Consider the following 14,685-nt stretch of genomic DNA (forward strand, 5'->3'; position numbering starts at 1 on the left):
AAGATGGGTGCAAGAAACCGCCTGCAATGGAAACGGGTGCTGACCGATGCTAACGGATGGAACAATCCAAAAAATTGTGAGCTGTGGCGGAGTGAGTGGGCAAAGGTGTGTAATGAACATCTTCCTTTGCATAATCAGGTTGATCACCGTTCTTATGAAAAACAGGGAAAACTCCAGATTCCTACCATCCATGAAGGTGCTGACGCAAGAAAGATTGAACAAAAATTTCTTGCCGGGCAGGAAATAAAAGGTTCGTGGAAAGTAGCGGAAAATCAAATCATAAAACAGCAAAACACGTTATTGCAAAAGATACTGGACACCTTTGGAAAAGTATCAGGTGCATTATCATTATGGAAGGAGCGATTAAATGACATTAGAAGAAAGCCGGGAAGTCATTCCCATGATGGAATCAATGATAAACCAGATCGAGGAACAGCAGAACCTTATGGCAGAGATGGTACAGGAATTACAGGAAAAAGACAGACAGCTTCTGTCCTTTCAGGAGCAGAACCAGAGTTTGCAGATATTAAGCAGCGAGTTATCCGGACTGCTGAATCTTTTGCCAGATACAGAAGAACTGCTTTCCCAGATCGAACAGCAGAAAAACAGAATCGAACAGTTGGAAACCGAGAATCAGCAATGGCAGGAATTAACGCAGAAGCTGAACAACGAGAACAGCTTATTGCTGAAACAGAGCAGAGAATTACTGACCTTAAACAGCAGATAGAGAAAGTGAGGGATATAGATGCGAGAATGCGTAAACTTAGAGAACGTCGGTCAAGTGGAAGAACTTCTACAGATGACAGAACAGATGCAGGACGAACTGGATCAGAAAGACCAGATGATTATGGAACTGAACAGGCAGCTAAACAGATCGCTGACCTTGAACGAGAAATTGAACAGCGAAAACAGAGTCGAGAATATCGAAGCATTGCGGACAAGATTGAGGAAAATAGAAGAACAATTAGCCAACGAGACAGACAGCAGGAAAAGAGCCGACGCAGAAGTCGTGGCATGGAAATTTAGGTATGAAAAAGCGGAACAGGCAAAACGCTATGCACAGACACACCAAAAGACAACAGAGGTAGCTGTTGAGAAAAAAGTGCCCTATGAGAAATGCGATAACTGTGACCGCACTGCTTACCAAAAAGCAAAAGAAAAATGCGATAACCGTAAAATTCAGTTAGAGAAAAAATATAAAAATATGACGGCTGGTTATGAAAGTATCCTGTTTCTGCTGGCATGGTACAGTATAGCCATTACACTATTCACTGCTATCCTTTCTCCAGTTTTCTTTAGTGACTGTATTAGCTTTTTCAGTATGTTTGCTAAAGGAATCTTAAGCCTGTTTCAAAAATTTGTTGCAGGTGCAGATTCTTTCGGACAGTTAAGCAGTGGAATTTCAAATAGTATCATTTCAGGGATTGTGTACTGGCTGATTGTAAGTATTGTTATGGGAATTTTATTTATCATAACGGGATTGCTGATAATCGGGACTGGCTATCAGGTGGGGAAAATCTACCGGAAATATTGCTGGGATATTATCAGCATCATGGTGGTGATAATGAGTACAGCTATCATAATCTATTTCGGAAAATGGATAAAATCAATTATTCCGATAAACCTCATTATGTTGCTACTTCTGGTACATGCGGTTTATATCGGAATCCGATGTTATGTGAAAAACTGGCGAGGAAAACGAGGATATTTTTAAAGTAAAATGGGCAGGTAAAACTGCCTGTTTTTCACAAAACAAATATACTTATTTTTAGTTATCCAGATTTTTAGAGTCTGTGAAAACTGTTCTTTGATTTTTAACACTATTTTTTATAATCTTCCAAATGAATCTGTTTTGATTGATTGACAATTACCGAGCTATTCTAGTATATTTAATCCATAAAGCAGATACAAAATCGCAGATGTGCAGGTGAACAGACATGAAAAATATCCATAGCATTGAATTTTATACTGGAAGCAAGGAAGAACTGCTTCCCGGTTTTGAAAAAGATTTTCCCTATATCGCTTCAAGGGCAGAACTTGACAAGTATATCGGACATTATGTACCGTGGCACTGGCACAAGACAGTGGAACTTTTTTATATGGAAAGTGGTAGCGTTGAATATGATACGCCGGGAGGAAAACTGTTGTTTCCGGCTGGAAGCGGCGGCATAGTAAATTCCAATGTACTCCATATGACAAAAGCAATATCACAGAAAGAAAAGAATATACAGCTACTTCATATTTTCGATGTTTCCCTACTTGCCGGGGAACAGGGAAGCAGGATTGAACAAAAATATATTGCGCCTATCATAACAGCCCCACAGATTGAGGTAATTCCGCTTTTTCCAGGCAATGCAGAAGAAGAAAGGATTTTGAAACTGCTTGCCGCTTCATTTCGTTTATCCAGTGATGAATTTGGATATGAAATAAAACTGCGGGAAACCCTAACAGAAATATGGCTCATGCTTTTTGAACTATCCCGTCCTATGCGTGAAAAAAAGGGGGAACATAATAAAAGCAACGATAAAATAAAGCTGATGATGATATATATTCACGAACATTACAGAGAGAAAATCTCTATCCCGGAACTTGCGGCAGCAGCATACCTAAGCGAAAGGGAGTGTTATAGAGTGTTCCATGACTGTCTGCACATGACACCCGTAGAGTATATAAAGGCTTACCGTCTGCAAGCTGCCTGTCAGATGCTAGCAAAGGGTCAGGAAACAGTTACCGTTATCAGCCATGAGTGCGGTTTGGGGAGTAGCAGTTATTTTGGAAAGGTTTTTCGAGAATACACACATTGTTCACCCACAGAATATCGGAGAAAATGGCAGAATAGTGATAGATAAGGGCAGAAAAGAAATATTTTTTCTATTCCTTTTGCATTATAATGATACCTGTAAAGTAAATCCGTCATTTACAGGAGGTGAATGCAAAGTGGTAAAACTGAACATTCTGAACATGAAAAATTTTTTAGATACGGTCAATAGCTGTTCCGGCAAAGTAAATATGCTCTGCCCGGATGGTAAAAAACAAAACATCAATGGGGAAGAAAAGATACAGGGCAGTTTGTGGCGGCAATACTCCCAAAACAAAAACTGTTTGCGGCTTGTTTTAGAAGTTCCGAATCCAACGGACTATATGAACATTGTTTCGTACTATGCCGGGGATTGCTGATTTATCTGTAAATATTTCATCATAAAGGGGCTGGACAGTTTATCTTCCAGCCCCGCCCTTTTGAAAGGAGTTAAAAATGGAGTTGAACCTTCAAACCGCAGAATTGGCATTAAGGGAAGCGTCAGAATCCAATCCGGGAGCATGGGCAGATCATTCCCGGTTTGTAGCCGAAGCCTGTAAAAACATTGCATCACATTGTAAAGATTTATCTTCTGAACAGGCATATATTTTCGGGTTATTGCATGATATTGGCCGCTATGCCGGAGTGAGTTCGGAAAGGCATCTGATAGACGGCTATCGTTACTGTATGGAGCGTGGGTGGGGAAAAGCCGCACAAATATGTATATCCCACGCATTTATGATACAGGATATTGCCACATCTATCGGAGAGTTTGATGTCAGTGATGAGGATTACCTGTTTATGAAAGACTTTGTTGCAAATGCGGTATATGATGATTATGACCGTCTTGTACAGTTATGTGACGCATTGGCTATGCCTTCGGGGTTCTGTCTTTTGGAAAAGAGATTTGTAGACGTGACAATGCGATACGGCGTTCACCCAGCGACAATAGACAGATGGAAAAAGATTTTAGAGATTAAAGAACGGTTTGAGGATCAGATTGGCTGTTCTATCTATGCCCTGCTTCCGGGCGTTATGGAAAACAGTTTTCGTTAAGGGGGGATATTGTGTATTACGAATCCAGTGATTTTTTGGAAACAGCGGACAGCGATACGTTAAAGCAGATTGCCCGCACAAGGGAATTAACACGGAAATATTATTTTTCTGATTATGGAGATACAGAAAAACGCACTTCCATTCTTCGGGAGCTGTTGGGCGGAATAGGGGAAAATGTGGCAATCGACACGCCTTTTCATTGCGACTATGGAAAAAATATTTTTTTGGGAAATGATGTGATCGTCAATATGAATTGTACCTTTGTGGATAACAAAACTATCCGAATTGGCGACAGGGTATTGATTGCGTCAAATGTGCAGATTTATACATCTTCACACCCTGTCTTACCACAGGAAAGGTTTGTGCCGGATTGGAGGGAACGTCAGACAACATTTTTTAGAACCTATGCACGTCCGATAGAAATAGAAAGTAATGTCTGGATTGGCGGCGGCTGTATTCTTCTGCCCGGAGTCACTATAGGAAAAAACAGCGTGATAGGGGCTGGAAGTGTAGTTACCCTCCCTATCCCGCCTAATTGTGTTGCAGTAGGAAATCCATGCAGGGTGATACGTTATTTTGATACAGACAGGGAAAGGTGGCAGCATGAAGTATAAGCATATCGTTTTTGACATTGACGGCACTCTGATTGATACGGAATATGCTGTATTACATTCTTTACAGGAAACTATAAAGGGATTGTCCGGGAGAGAGATACCATGTTCTGAACTAAGATTTGCGTTAGGGATTACAGGAACAGACGCTTTGAAAAAACTTGCGATAAAAGACACTTCCTATGCGATAGAATTATGGGATAAAAATATGCGTAACTATACAAATAACATTAAAGTATTTGACGGAATCGTTGAATTATTGAAAAATCTTCTAAGTCTGGATTATGAAATGGGGATTGTCACATCAAAGACAAGGGAAGAATTTACACATGATTTTTGTCCGTTTGGTATCAGTCATTATTTCAAAACAATCATATGTGCAGACGATACACAGGAACATAAACCCAATGCCGCACCGATTTTGAAATATGTGGAATTATCAAAAACAGACCATAGGAAAGTACTTTATATCGGAGATAGCAAATATGACAGTAAATGTGCGGAAAATGCGGGAATTGATTTTGCTTTAGCAGTATGGGGCAGTCATAATAAGCACATAAAAGCAGATTATTTTTTAGAAAAACCTGCCAATCTGTTATCTGCTATCACTTCAGAGAAATTTTATTAGCGATGAAAGATCGACCGAAAATGACTCCGAGGTATATTAAAAAAACTTGCTTGATCAATTATGGTGATTTTGATTAAGTAGCCTGTATGTAAAATAAAGCATACAGGCTACTTGTGGTTTACAATTCCAAAGAATCTTCTGCATCTACCCACATTTGCATATTACCATCAAGATATAATCGTACATATTCAAGTGGCTCATCAATAGCAAGTGTATTTAATGCGCAGTCTGATCCAGGAGTGGTTTTTAAGTTCTTCTCAGCTTCCCAACAGTCAATGCGGAGCATATAACCGGCATTGGTATAAACATCAATGCTGTTTCTGTGTGGATTGTATTCTGCAAATATTGTTCTCATCGTATCTTATCTCCATTTTTTTAATAATCAGTTATAGAGTTAAATATCGAAAACATTTCAATCAGTTCACCATGTTGTTATTGTTATATGTTATACTGTGTTATGAAATTTTCTTTCCCTTAATTTTTCCCATATTAAGGTTCATGAAAGCTAATGGGAGAATGTAACACAAGGGAAAGAGTAAGGGAAAGTACACTTGCTACAAACTTAGTGTTTTCAAGGGTTTGCGAAGAATTTGATAATCAAATATAATAGTTATTAAATTTCCTAAAATAAGTGGAATATCAACTGGAATTTTCAAATTAGTCTTTGCAAATAACCTTTGAACCTTCACCATCAATTACAATTCCCTGACGATTGTTAATCGGGCATAGATTCAAATCCGAAAACTCAGTCATTATTTTCTCGGTAACTTTCTTAAATGGTGCTGTAAGATAATGCGGAAGAACATAGAAATCAATCAAATCAAGCCCTGCATCATCTTCTTGTGAGTAGTCCTCTGGCTTTTCATCCATTTGCTCGATATATTGGATGCTTGGAGCGCATATAATTGCGCCTGCCGACTCGCCGATCATCACTTTTCCATTTGCCAATTCCTTTTTCAGTAGCCCATCAGTTCCCGTTTTACGGAGCTGATCCATAAGAAAGAAAGAATTTCCGCCGGTAAAATATATCACATCTGCTTCTTCAAAAACAGACTGTATCGTTGAATAAGCCTCCGTTGAAATATCAATTTCAGTTACGATTGCTCCCAACTTTTTGAATAATTTTCGAGCCGGGCCGACATAACCGGTGTAGCCTTCACGCAGTGAAGCTGTTGGAATAAATGCGACTTTCTTATTTTCAATTTCTTCCTTTATCAGACTTCCCACACTTGAAAAGTGCGAACATAAAAATAGTTTCATCAATATTCTCCTTTATAAATCCCGATTTGTTGTTCCTTTCAGGCGCACCTGCGCCGCCTTTCTTCCTGCCGTTTCCGGCACTGTGGGGAAGGGTTTGGAAAGGGAAACCTTGTGTCCCTTTCCTCGTCTGCGGAGGTTTGGAACCCATTACGAAACGGGTTCCAAGTTTTTGTTACTTTTTAGCATAAAAAGTAAGGATGGAATGCTTTGTTTTGCCGTAAAAGCTCTAAACTGGCGAACCGCTAATGTTGGCTAACCATTCTATTTTGGCGCGACTGCGCCCAATCAGTGCGAAGCACTGCTAACCATTGGTTCTGAAATCCCGATTTATTGTTCCTTTCAGGCGCACCTGCGCCGCCTTTCTCCCTGCCGTTTCCGGCACTGTGGGGAAGGGTTTGGAAAAAGCGGCGCGGCTATACTTGTCTGCAACTTCCAATCGAATCAACATTTTTTCTCCGCACTTCATCGAATCAGATGCAGTGCATATTCCAGATCCTTCTTATGCACATAAATTTTATACTCCCATGCAAAGCTCTGGTTAAATCCTGCACTCCACATATTCGCCTTCTGCATTCCGCCCTGCATATTTGTTGTTTTTATCGTATAATCAATTCCGTTTTCAGCCAGAATCCTGCGCACCTCTGCCTGCCGTTCCATACTCAGGGTAACTAGCAATTCTCTCCTGTTCAAAATTGTCAGCATACGCATCCGCCCCCTTTTTCTTCCATTTTATCATATCCCCCTCCAAAAGAAAAAGCCATTTTCCACCGTTTCGATAGAAAATGGCTTTTTTTAGTTATTCCTCAAAATGCAGCACGCCTACATAAGGCAGATTTCTATATTTCTGGGCATAATCCAGACCATACCCCACCACGAAGGCATCGGGAATCGTAAAGCCTGTATAGTCCGCCTTGATATCCACCACGCGGCGGTCAGGCTTATCCAGCAGTGTCACCAGCTTCAGCTTTTTGGGGTTTCTGCTGATAAGAAGCTCCTTCAGCTTTTTCAGTGTTCTGCCGGTGTCAATGATATCCTCCACAATCAGCACGTTCTTGCCTGTAATATCCGCATCCAGATCCATCTTGATATTGATATTGCCGGAGCTTTCCGTACTGTTGCCATAGCTGGAAACGCTCATGAAATTCATGGTGACGGGCATCTTCATTTTCTTTGCCAGATCCACGATGGTCACAACTGCGCCCTTCAGCGCACAAACCAGCTCCACCTGCTCATCTCCAAACTCCTGATATAATTCATCTGCCAGCTCTGCCATTCTCCGGTCAATCTGTTCCGCAGAAAGCAATACCTCGATTCTCTCTTTCATTCCTGTACCCTCCGTATTTGAATCCATACTTTTCGGTCGGTCTGTTCCTCCGCACCAAAGGCTTCCTTCAGCCTCGGCACCCAAATCACCGTATCCCCTGCCACAAATAAGGGATATCGCTCCCGTTCGGCTCTGGGAATCTTTGCATCAATGAACAGCTCCTTGATTTTTTTCCTGCCCCTTCGCAGAGGAATCATATCCCCCTGCCTGCGCGTGCGGCAGAAAAGTGTATGCTCTATTTTATCATAATCAAATACATTCGTACAGGTTTCGGCAGAAATTTCAACTTTTTTTTCATCCAGAGAGACCAAAACGGCAATGCCTGCTTCGGGAATGAAGATTTCCTCCTCCAATGGCAGGGCATAGCAGAACCCCCTTGGCGCATCTGCCGCCCTTCGGGAAAGCACCAGTGTGCCATATCGGTTTTCTGCACGCAGTCCTTCGGGAAAATCAAGCTGTTTCCCGCTTTCCTTCCGAAGTAAATCCTCTAACGCCGCAAGCTGCTTTGCGGAAATATCCTTTTTCTGAAACTGCCCCACCGTCTGCCGCAGGATGCGCCGCCGCATGGCAGGATGAAGCGCATTTAGCCCTTCTATGGAAAGAGAAACCTCCTCAGGCAAGGAGGGCAGCTGTACCTCCTTCCAAAAAAGTGCCGTCTGCTGCTCCAGAAAATCCTCCTCCTCTGCCAAAAGAGAAGCCGTTTTTGCAATATGCGCCACCGCCTGCGGATTGATTTCCTCCAGAATCGGCAGAACGCGCAGCCGCAGCTTATTTCGAGTATAGGCTTCCTCTCGGTTTGTGGCATCCTCTCGCCACTCCAGTCCGTTTTCCCTGCAATAGTCCTCGATTTCCTCTCGGTCGCAGAACAGCAGGGGGCGGCAGATATTCTCTCTGACGGGTGCCATACCTGCAAGCCCCTTCAGTCCTGTCCCTCTGCAAAGCCGCATCAGAACGGTTTCCGCCTGATCCCTTCGGTGGTGCGCCACGGCAATGCAGCCATCCTCGCCTGCCGCCTGCCGAAAGGCGGCATAGCGCAGAAGCCGCCCCGTTTCTTCCTCGCCAAGCCCACGCGCCTTCGCCTCCGCACGCACGTCATAGTGCTTTACGATACAGGGAATCCCCAAATCGGCGCAGAAGCCTTCCGCAAAACGAGCGTCCTCGTCTGCCGCTGCTCCGCGCAGGCCATGGTGGATATGTACCGCGGTGAGGGAATCCCATGCAAATTCCTTTTGCAGGCTGTGCAGAACGTGGAGCAGTGCAACAGAATCCGCTCCACCCGAAAGCCCAATCACAAGCCTTGCGCCCTTCGGCACCATCTGAAATTGTCGCAGTGTGTTTCGTACCTTTTTCCGCATGTTCGTCTCCTTCTCGGAATCCTCTTTTTCCCCGAAAATTCCTCTTTCCCATTACTCTACACGATTGCGGAAAAAAAGACAACCCAAACGTAGTCTCAATTCATACCTGCTTCTGCCAGAATCGTCCGGCAAGAACGGTCATATCGTCCCGCCTGCCGTCCCTGCGCTCCTTTTTTGCCTCCTGCAAAATATATTCCGCCGCGTCCTGCGGGTTTGACATCGGGAAGGCGGTCAGCTTCGCCTTGAGCCATGCGCCCGTCTGCTCCTCGCCGCCGAGGGCATCGGTAATCCCGTCCGTCACCATCAGAATCATGTCCCCATCCTTGAGGCGCATTTCATTTTTCTCCGGCTCTACCTGCTTGAGGATGCCCGCAGGCAGCGTCACCGCACGCAGAGAGATGATGCGGTCTCTCCGCCAGATAAACGATGCCACCGCGCCCAGCTTGATGAATTCGGCATGCCCGTCAAACAGGTTCACATGGCAGATATCGAGGGTCGCATAGGCCTCCTCTCCCCTGCGCAGCAGAAGCGCAGAATTGATCATCCGCACCGCAAGCGCGCGGTCAAAGCCTGCCTCCGTGAATTGCTCCAGAAGCTCAATGGCAATGCGGCTTTCCTTCGCCGCCTGCTCTCCCGTCCCCATGCCATCGGAAAGAGCAAGCAGGGCGTTGCCCCGTTCCGTTTCCAGAAATGCCGCCGCATCTCCTGTCGGCCTTCCTTCCTCCGCAGGGGCATAAACCGCCGCCGTCGTGAGGGAAAAGGCAGGTGCCTCCCGAAACAGCAGGCTGCATTCCCTCCCCTTCGCATCCACCGAGCAGGTGCCCTCCTCCAGCAAAACCATGGGGCAGCCCATCGTTTTTCTGACCAGTGGCAAAACCTTATCCTTGCAGCTGCCCTTTCCGCCGCAGGCAGGCAAAACCACCCTCACCTGCTTGCGCCGATGAGCCTTTTCCTCTGTAATGATGACCTCCTTCGGGGAAAGCCCCTGCTTTTTCAGCGCATGGCGCAGCTCCTTTTCTGCACCTTCCAGAAAAATACAGTTCAGCTCCATCTGCCCCGAAAGGGATTCCATAATTTCTCCCACCGCCAGAAGCTGTTGTCCGACCAGCTCGCGGCACTCCCTCAGGCGGCTTGTCCATAAGCAGTCCCTTCTGTACAGTCCATACACCTCATTTATGGTGTCCACAAGGGTGTCCACTCTTGGACAGGTGTCCGCAAATTCCTGCGGCAAATCGGATGCCCGAAACCGCCCCAGACTGTCGCAGTGAGAAAGTGCGGCAAAGGTCATGCCATAGGTTTTGTATAAATCCTCCTCCCAGCAGAAATGCGCCAAACCGCAGTCCTGACAAGCCTTTCCCGCAATGGTATCAACCAGCCTTGCAATCTCGCCTCTGTCCTTTCGTTCCCCCTCCCGAACAAAGGTTTTCGCCAAAGCATCAAATGCCGCGGATACGCCCAGAAGCTTCTCCTCCGTCAGCTCCTTCATTTTTGTATACCTGTCTTGGGGGCCTTCCGTTTCCCGCAGACCGCCGTATTTTTCCAGCAAAGCCTTGGGGAACAGGGAAAACAGCAGCGCCCCGCTTATCAATCCTCCTATCCAAATCGGGTTCAGCAACGTCATATCTATGTAAAACAGAAAAATGCAGGGGGCTAGCAGCATTGCAAGGGCAGAGGCCAACCTGCCCAGATCTCTCATGCAGCCCGCCAACATTCCCCCTAAAGCGAGGGCAGCGAAAAGAGGCAGCTTGGCACCGCCGGAAAGCAGCAGCAGAAGCCCCAGAAACACACCGGCAGCCGCACCGCCGCCGATCCCCTCCTGCCTTGCGGCAAGAAGCAGAAAAAACGCAGATGCCATCGGCAGCAAAAATGCGCCGATCGGGCGGTTTTGCAGGGACGCAAGCCCTGCCAGAACGCCCCCTGCCAGAAGCAGGAGCGAAAGCATTTCCTCTCTGGAGGGAATCACGGCTTTCCCATGCTCCAACAGAAGCACCACGCCCTTCTGCAGCAGATAGCTGATGCCGAGCGTCAACGCGCCCTCCACAGCGGCAATGGCAAAATAGAACCCCAGACCCTGTCGGCTGACGGCAAAAAAGATACCTGCCAGCACCGAAGCAAAGGTGCCGAGAAGGGCCTTCTTTCCCATTTCCTGCCGTTCCAGAAAACGCCCCAACGTAAGCTGAATGGCAAGCGCCGCCGCAAGCCCTGCACCTGTTTTCAGCGGTGCATGAGAAAATGCCCCCAGCCCGACCGCAAGCCAGACCGCCCCAAAGAGCCACCCCTCCCCGAAAAAGGCGGAAAGATAGGCAAGCCCCATCGGGCGCAGCAGTCCCATCAGCTCAATCCTGCCCCAGAACAGCCCCATCAGGCAGAAGCCGCCGCCCTGCAGCAGGGTCTTCCACGGAAACGGCTTTTTCGGCTCCTTTTTCGGCAGGAGCATTTTGCCGAAGCGCGGTGTTTGTTCCGTATATTCCAATGTGATTTCTGTCTTTTCCATACTGCTTCCCTCCATACGCCCATTCTAAACAAACAGAACCGCTTTTTTTGTCAAAACGGGGCGAGGACGAAAAGAAAGTTTCGACAAAAGCCGCTACGCTTCATCCGCAGCGCATAAAGCCTTCTGTGCAGACGCAAAAAAGGGTATCTCCTCTCGGAGATACCCTTTCTTTATATACATTCTATTTTTAACTTACTTCATCTGTTCTGCAACGATTTCCTTTGCTTTTTCCAGTGCATCGGCAATCTTGGATGCGTCCTTGCCGCCTGCCTGCGCCATATTGGGACGACCGCCGCCGCCACCGCCGCAGACTGCTGCTGCCGCCTTGATGATATTGCCTGCATGTGCGCCCTTCTTCACAGCATCATCGGTTGCCATTGCCATCAGGCTTACTTTGCCGCCTGCCGCGCCTGCCAGAACGATTACGCCGCTGCCAAGCTTATTTTTCAGCTGATCACCAAGGGTACGCATTGCGTTGGCATCCATATCCTTGACCTCTGCCGCAAGCACTGCCACGCCATTGATATCAACCTTCTTGCTCAGCATTTCATCCGCAGCGCCGCCTGCCATTTTTGCTTTCAGCTTTTCCAGCTCCTTGGAAAGTTCCTTCTGCTCTGCCAAGAGCTGTTCCACTCTTGCCACCAGCTTATCGGGAGAGGTTTTCACCATCTGTGCCAGTGTACGCACCTCATCCTCCTGCGCCTGATAATGCAGGAGTGCGCCTTCGCCTGTCAGCGCTTCGATACGTCTGACACCTGCGGCAACGCCGTTTTCGGAAACAATTTTAAAGGAACCAACCTGTGCCGTATTTTTCAGATGTGCGCCGCCGCAAAGCTCAACGCTGTAGCCGCCCATATCAACCACGCGCACGATATCGCCGTATTTCTCGCCAAAGAGCGCCATTGCGCCCTTCTCTCTTGCCGCATCAATGCTCATTTCCTCCGCAACAATGGGATAGCTTGCGAAGATAGCTTCATTGACCAGTCTTTCCACCTCTTTGATTTCATCCGGTGTCATAGCGGTGAAATGGGTGAAGTCGAAACGCAGTCTGTCTGCGCTGACATAGGAGCCGGACTGCTCAACGTGTGTCCCCAGAACAGTTCTCAATGCCTTCTGCAGCAGATGGGTTGCGGAGTGGTTTCTTGCGGAAGCCATTCTGTGTTTTTTGTCGATTTCTGCACAGGCAATATCGCCAACGGTAACGGAGCCTTCCTCTACCACGCCCTGATGCGCGATTTTGCCGCCGATTACCTTCATGCAGTTTGTTACCTTAACAACGCCGTTTGCGGTTTTGATGATACCATGATCGCCAACCTGACCGCCGCTTTCTGCGTAGAAGGGGGTTCTGTCAAGGAATACCACAACGGAATCCTCTGCCTGCGCGCCTTCTGCAACGGCATCGTTTGCAACCAGAGCAACGATTTTTGCATCCACTACGGTATCCACATCATAGCCTGCGAATTTTGTTTCCAGATCGGTAGGCAGCTCATCGTATACGGTTACGGCTGCGCCCATGTAGCCCTCGCCGCCTCTTGCCTTACGCGCACGATCCTTCTGTGCCTGCATTTCCTTCGCAAAGGCCTCCTCATCCACGCGCATGCCTGCTTCTTCCAGAATTTCCTTTGTCAAATCAACAGGGAAGCCATAGGTATCATACAGGCGGAAGGATTTTTCGCCGCTCATCACGGTTTCGCCTGCGGCTTTCATTTCCTCCATATCCTCCTTGAGGATTTCCATACCCTTATCGATAGTCTTATAGAAGCTGTTCTCCTCGATGGAAAGAATCTTAAAGATATAATCCTGCTTATCCACCAGCTCAGGATATGCTTCGCCGCTACAGGTGATAACAGCCTTGGAAAGCTCTGCAAGGAATTCACCCTGAATACCCAAAAGCTTGCCATGACGCGCCGCACGACGCAGCAGTCTTCTCAATACATAGCCGCGCCCTTCATTGGAGGGCAGAACGCCGTCTGCGGTCATGATCGTAACGGAGCGGATATGGTCTGTAATGATACGAACGGAAACATCAATCTTATGCTCCTTGCCATATTCCACGCCTGCCTTCTGACAAACCGCATCGCGGATATATTTTACGGTATCCACATCGAAAATGGAATCTACGCCCTGCATGATGGTTGCCATACGTTCCAGACCCATGCCGGTATCTACGTTTTTATGATCCAGCTCGGTATAGGTACCGTCCTCATGCGCATCGAACTGTGTCAAAACCAGATTCCAGAATTCCATGTATCTGTCGCAGTCACAGCCAACGCCGCAGGTAGGGCTGTTGCAGCCATATTCGGGACCGCGGTCATAATAGATTTCCGTACAAGGACCACAGGGACCTGTACCATGCTGCCAGAAGTTATCCTCCTTGCCAAGCTTCTTGATTCTGTCCCAAGGCAGACCAACCTTTTTATGCCAGATTTCGCCTGTTTCGTCATCCTCCTCATAGATGGTGACATACAGCTTATCCTCAGGGATTTCCAGCCATTTGGTAACAAACTCCCAGGACCAAGGGATGATTTCGTTCTTAAAATAATCGCCAAAGGAGAAATCGCCCAGCATTTCAAAAAATGTGCCGTGGCGCGCGGTTTTGCCGACATTATCAATATCCCCTGTACGGATACATTTCTGACAGGTTGTGACACGCTTACTGGGGGGTGTTTCCTGCCCTGTGAAGTATGCCTTCATGGGTGCCATACCGGAGTTAATCAACAGTAGGCTCTTGTCGTTACGGGGAACGACGGAAAAGGATTTCAGACGCAGATGGTCTTTGGATTCAAAGAACTGCAGAAACAGCTCTCTGATTTCGTTTACACCGAGATTTTTCATAGCTTTTCCTCCTTAAAAAGATAAAAATATAATTCCCACAATAAAATCCTGTTTTTTGGGTAATGAAAAAAATCCCTGTTCCGAAGAACAGGGACGAATTTACCGTGGTACCACCCTAGTTACGGCTTTGCTGCCGTCACTCGAAATCGTTAACGCCGATTTACGCCGCAATATACTTTTTTATTCCACTGCGGAGCCTGTTTCCTTTGACGAAACAAGAGAAACCGAAAAGACTGCTTCCATTCTGTGCTGCTGAGGCTTTCCCACCAAGCTGCCTCTCTCTGAAAGTCCGAACCAAAATGTACTCCTTCTTTTCCTGACTTTT

General features: G+C 46.6%; 15 protein-coding genes and 1 other annotated feature (1 of these 16 only partly in view). Of the genes, 7 read left to right on the forward strand and 8 right to left on the reverse strand.

Translation table 11 applies throughout. The features are described 5' to 3' along the window. From GPK49_RS05885 to GPK49_RS05915, 7 genes are all read left to right on the forward strand, one after another. On the forward strand, positions 1-1,026 hold a 1,026-nt coding region (locus GPK49_RS05885), incomplete at its 5' end, for a MobA/MobL family protein (RefSeq protein WP_215677014.1). Further along, positions 1,010-1,714: a DUF6040 family protein gene (locus GPK49_RS05890; protein ID WP_215677015.1), complete on the forward strand. Its 705-nt coding sequence runs from the start codon at positions 1,010-1,012 to the stop codon at positions 1,712-1,714. The genes GPK49_RS05885 and GPK49_RS05890, both read left to right, overlap by 17 nt. Positions 1,715-1,937: 223 nt before the next feature. Continuing rightward, the gene (locus GPK49_RS05895) at positions 1,938-2,849 is read left to right on the forward strand and encodes an AraC family transcriptional regulator (RefSeq protein WP_215677016.1); all 912 of its coding nucleotides are present in this window, start codon (positions 1,938-1,940) and stop codon (positions 2,847-2,849) included. 88 nt (positions 2,850-2,937) lie between these two features. Then, the gene (locus GPK49_RS05900) at positions 2,938-3,177 is read left to right on the forward strand and encodes a hypothetical protein (protein WP_016304805.1); all 240 of its coding nucleotides are present in this window, start codon (positions 2,938-2,940) and stop codon (positions 3,175-3,177) included. Positions 3,178-3,253: 76 nt separating this feature from the next. Next, positions 3,254-3,853 (forward strand): HD domain-containing protein, encoded by a 600-nt coding sequence (locus GPK49_RS05905; protein WP_215677017.1) that lies wholly within the window; start codon positions 3,254-3,256, stop codon positions 3,851-3,853. Between the two features lie 11 nt (positions 3,854-3,864). After that, positions 3,865-4,467 (forward strand): sugar O-acetyltransferase, encoded by a 603-nt coding sequence (locus GPK49_RS05910; protein ID WP_215677018.1) that lies wholly within the window; start codon positions 3,865-3,867, stop codon positions 4,465-4,467. Further along, complete coding sequence (locus tag GPK49_RS05915; protein WP_016304801.1) at positions 4,457-5,092, forward strand: HAD family hydrolase; 636 nt, start codon at positions 4,457-4,459, stop codon at positions 5,090-5,092. Before GPK49_RS05910 ends, GPK49_RS05915 begins: the two co-directional genes overlap by 11 nt. Before the next feature lie 118 nt (positions 5,093-5,210). Here the strand turns inward: GPK49_RS05915 and GPK49_RS05920 are convergent, their stop codons facing one another. The 8 genes from GPK49_RS05920 to alaS all read right to left on the reverse strand — a co-directional run bounded on the left by GPK49_RS05920 (position 5,211) and on the right by alaS (position 14,360). Then, entirely contained in the window at positions 5,211-5,447 is a 237-nt protein-coding gene (locus tag GPK49_RS05920) for a DUF6061 family protein (RefSeq protein WP_215677019.1), read from the reverse strand. Between the two features lie 302 nt (positions 5,448-5,749). Further along, positions 5,750-6,352: a Type 1 glutamine amidotransferase-like domain-containing protein gene (locus tag GPK49_RS05925; protein ID WP_215677020.1), complete on the reverse strand. Its 603-nt coding sequence runs from the start codon at positions 6,350-6,352 to the stop codon at positions 5,750-5,752. 301 nt (positions 6,353-6,653) lie between these two features. Next, entirely contained in the window at positions 6,654-6,797 is a 144-nt protein-coding gene (locus tag GPK49_RS05930) for a hypothetical protein (protein ID WP_215677021.1), read from the reverse strand. A gap of 17 nt (positions 6,798-6,814) precedes the next feature. Continuing rightward, positions 6,815-7,054 carry a hypothetical protein gene (locus GPK49_RS05935; RefSeq protein ID WP_215677022.1) on the reverse strand — a complete coding sequence of 80 codons (240 nt, stop codon included), beginning with the start codon at positions 7,052-7,054 and terminating at the stop codon, positions 6,815-6,817. A gap of 94 nt (positions 7,055-7,148) precedes the next feature. Further along, on the reverse strand, positions 7,149-7,676 hold the full coding sequence (hpt, locus tag GPK49_RS05940) for a hypoxanthine phosphoribosyltransferase (RefSeq protein ID WP_124984556.1): 528 nt from the start codon (positions 7,674-7,676) through the stop codon (positions 7,149-7,151). Continuing rightward, positions 7,673-9,031, reverse strand: coding sequence for a tRNA lysidine(34) synthetase TilS (gene tilS / locus GPK49_RS05945; RefSeq protein ID WP_215677023.1), 1,359 nt, complete (start codon positions 9,029-9,031; stop codon positions 7,673-7,675). Before tilS ends, hpt begins: the two co-directional genes overlap by 4 nt. A gap of 100 nt (positions 9,032-9,131) precedes the next feature. After that, positions 9,132-11,525 carry a stage II sporulation protein E gene (gene spoIIE, locus GPK49_RS05950; RefSeq protein WP_215677024.1) on the reverse strand — a complete coding sequence of 798 codons (2,394 nt, stop codon included), beginning with the start codon at positions 11,523-11,525 and terminating at the stop codon, positions 9,132-9,134. Positions 11,526-11,717: 192 nt separating this feature from the next. Continuing rightward, complete coding sequence (gene alaS / locus GPK49_RS05955) at positions 11,718-14,360, reverse strand: alanine--tRNA ligase (protein WP_215677025.1); 2,643 nt, start codon at positions 14,358-14,360, stop codon at positions 11,718-11,720. A gap of 86 nt (positions 14,361-14,446) precedes the next feature. Beyond that, positions 14,447-14,685: a binding site (T-box leader), on the reverse strand; it runs 2 nt beyond the window's last position.

This window comes from Clostridium sp. MCC345, from assembly GCF_018785345.1.
GTDB classification, from domain to species: domain Bacteria; phylum Bacillota; class Clostridia; order Lachnospirales; family Anaerotignaceae; genus Anaerotignum_A; species Anaerotignum_A faecicola.

Bases quoted from the DNA above. Each gene is read 5' to 3' on its own strand.
- GPK49_RS05895 (WP_215677016.1), top strand. From the start codon at position 1,938: ATGAAAAATATCCATAGCATTGAATTTTATACTGGAAGCAAGGAAGAA.
- GPK49_RS05905 (WP_215677017.1), top strand. From the start codon at position 3,254: ATGGAGTTGAACCTTCAAACCGCAGAATTGGCATTAAGGGAAGCGTCA.
- GPK49_RS05915 (WP_016304801.1), top strand. From the start codon at position 4,457: ATGAAGTATAAGCATATCGTTTTTGACATTGACGGCACTCTGATTGAT.
- GPK49_RS05920 (WP_215677019.1), bottom strand. From the start codon at position 5,447: ATGAGAACAATATTTGCAGAATACAATCCACACAGAAACAGCATTGAT.
- GPK49_RS05925 (WP_215677020.1), bottom strand. From the start codon at position 6,352: ATGAAACTATTTTTATGTTCGCACTTTTCAAGTGTGGGAAGTCTGATA.
- GPK49_RS05935 (WP_215677022.1), bottom strand. From the start codon at position 7,054: ATGCTGACAATTTTGAACAGGAGAGAATTGCTAGTTACCCTGAGTATG.
- hpt (WP_124984556.1), bottom strand. From the start codon at position 7,676: ATGAAAGAGAGAATCGAGGTATTGCTTTCTGCGGAACAGATTGACCGG.
- tilS (WP_215677023.1), bottom strand. From the start codon at position 9,031: ATGCGGAAAAAGGTACGAAACACACTGCGACAATTTCAGATGGTGCCG.
- spoIIE (WP_215677024.1), bottom strand. From the start codon at position 11,525: ATGGAAAAGACAGAAATCACATTGGAATATACGGAACAAACACCGCGC.
- alaS (WP_215677025.1), bottom strand. From the start codon at position 14,360: ATGAAAAATCTCGGTGTAAACGAAATCAGAGAGCTGTTTCTGCAGTTC.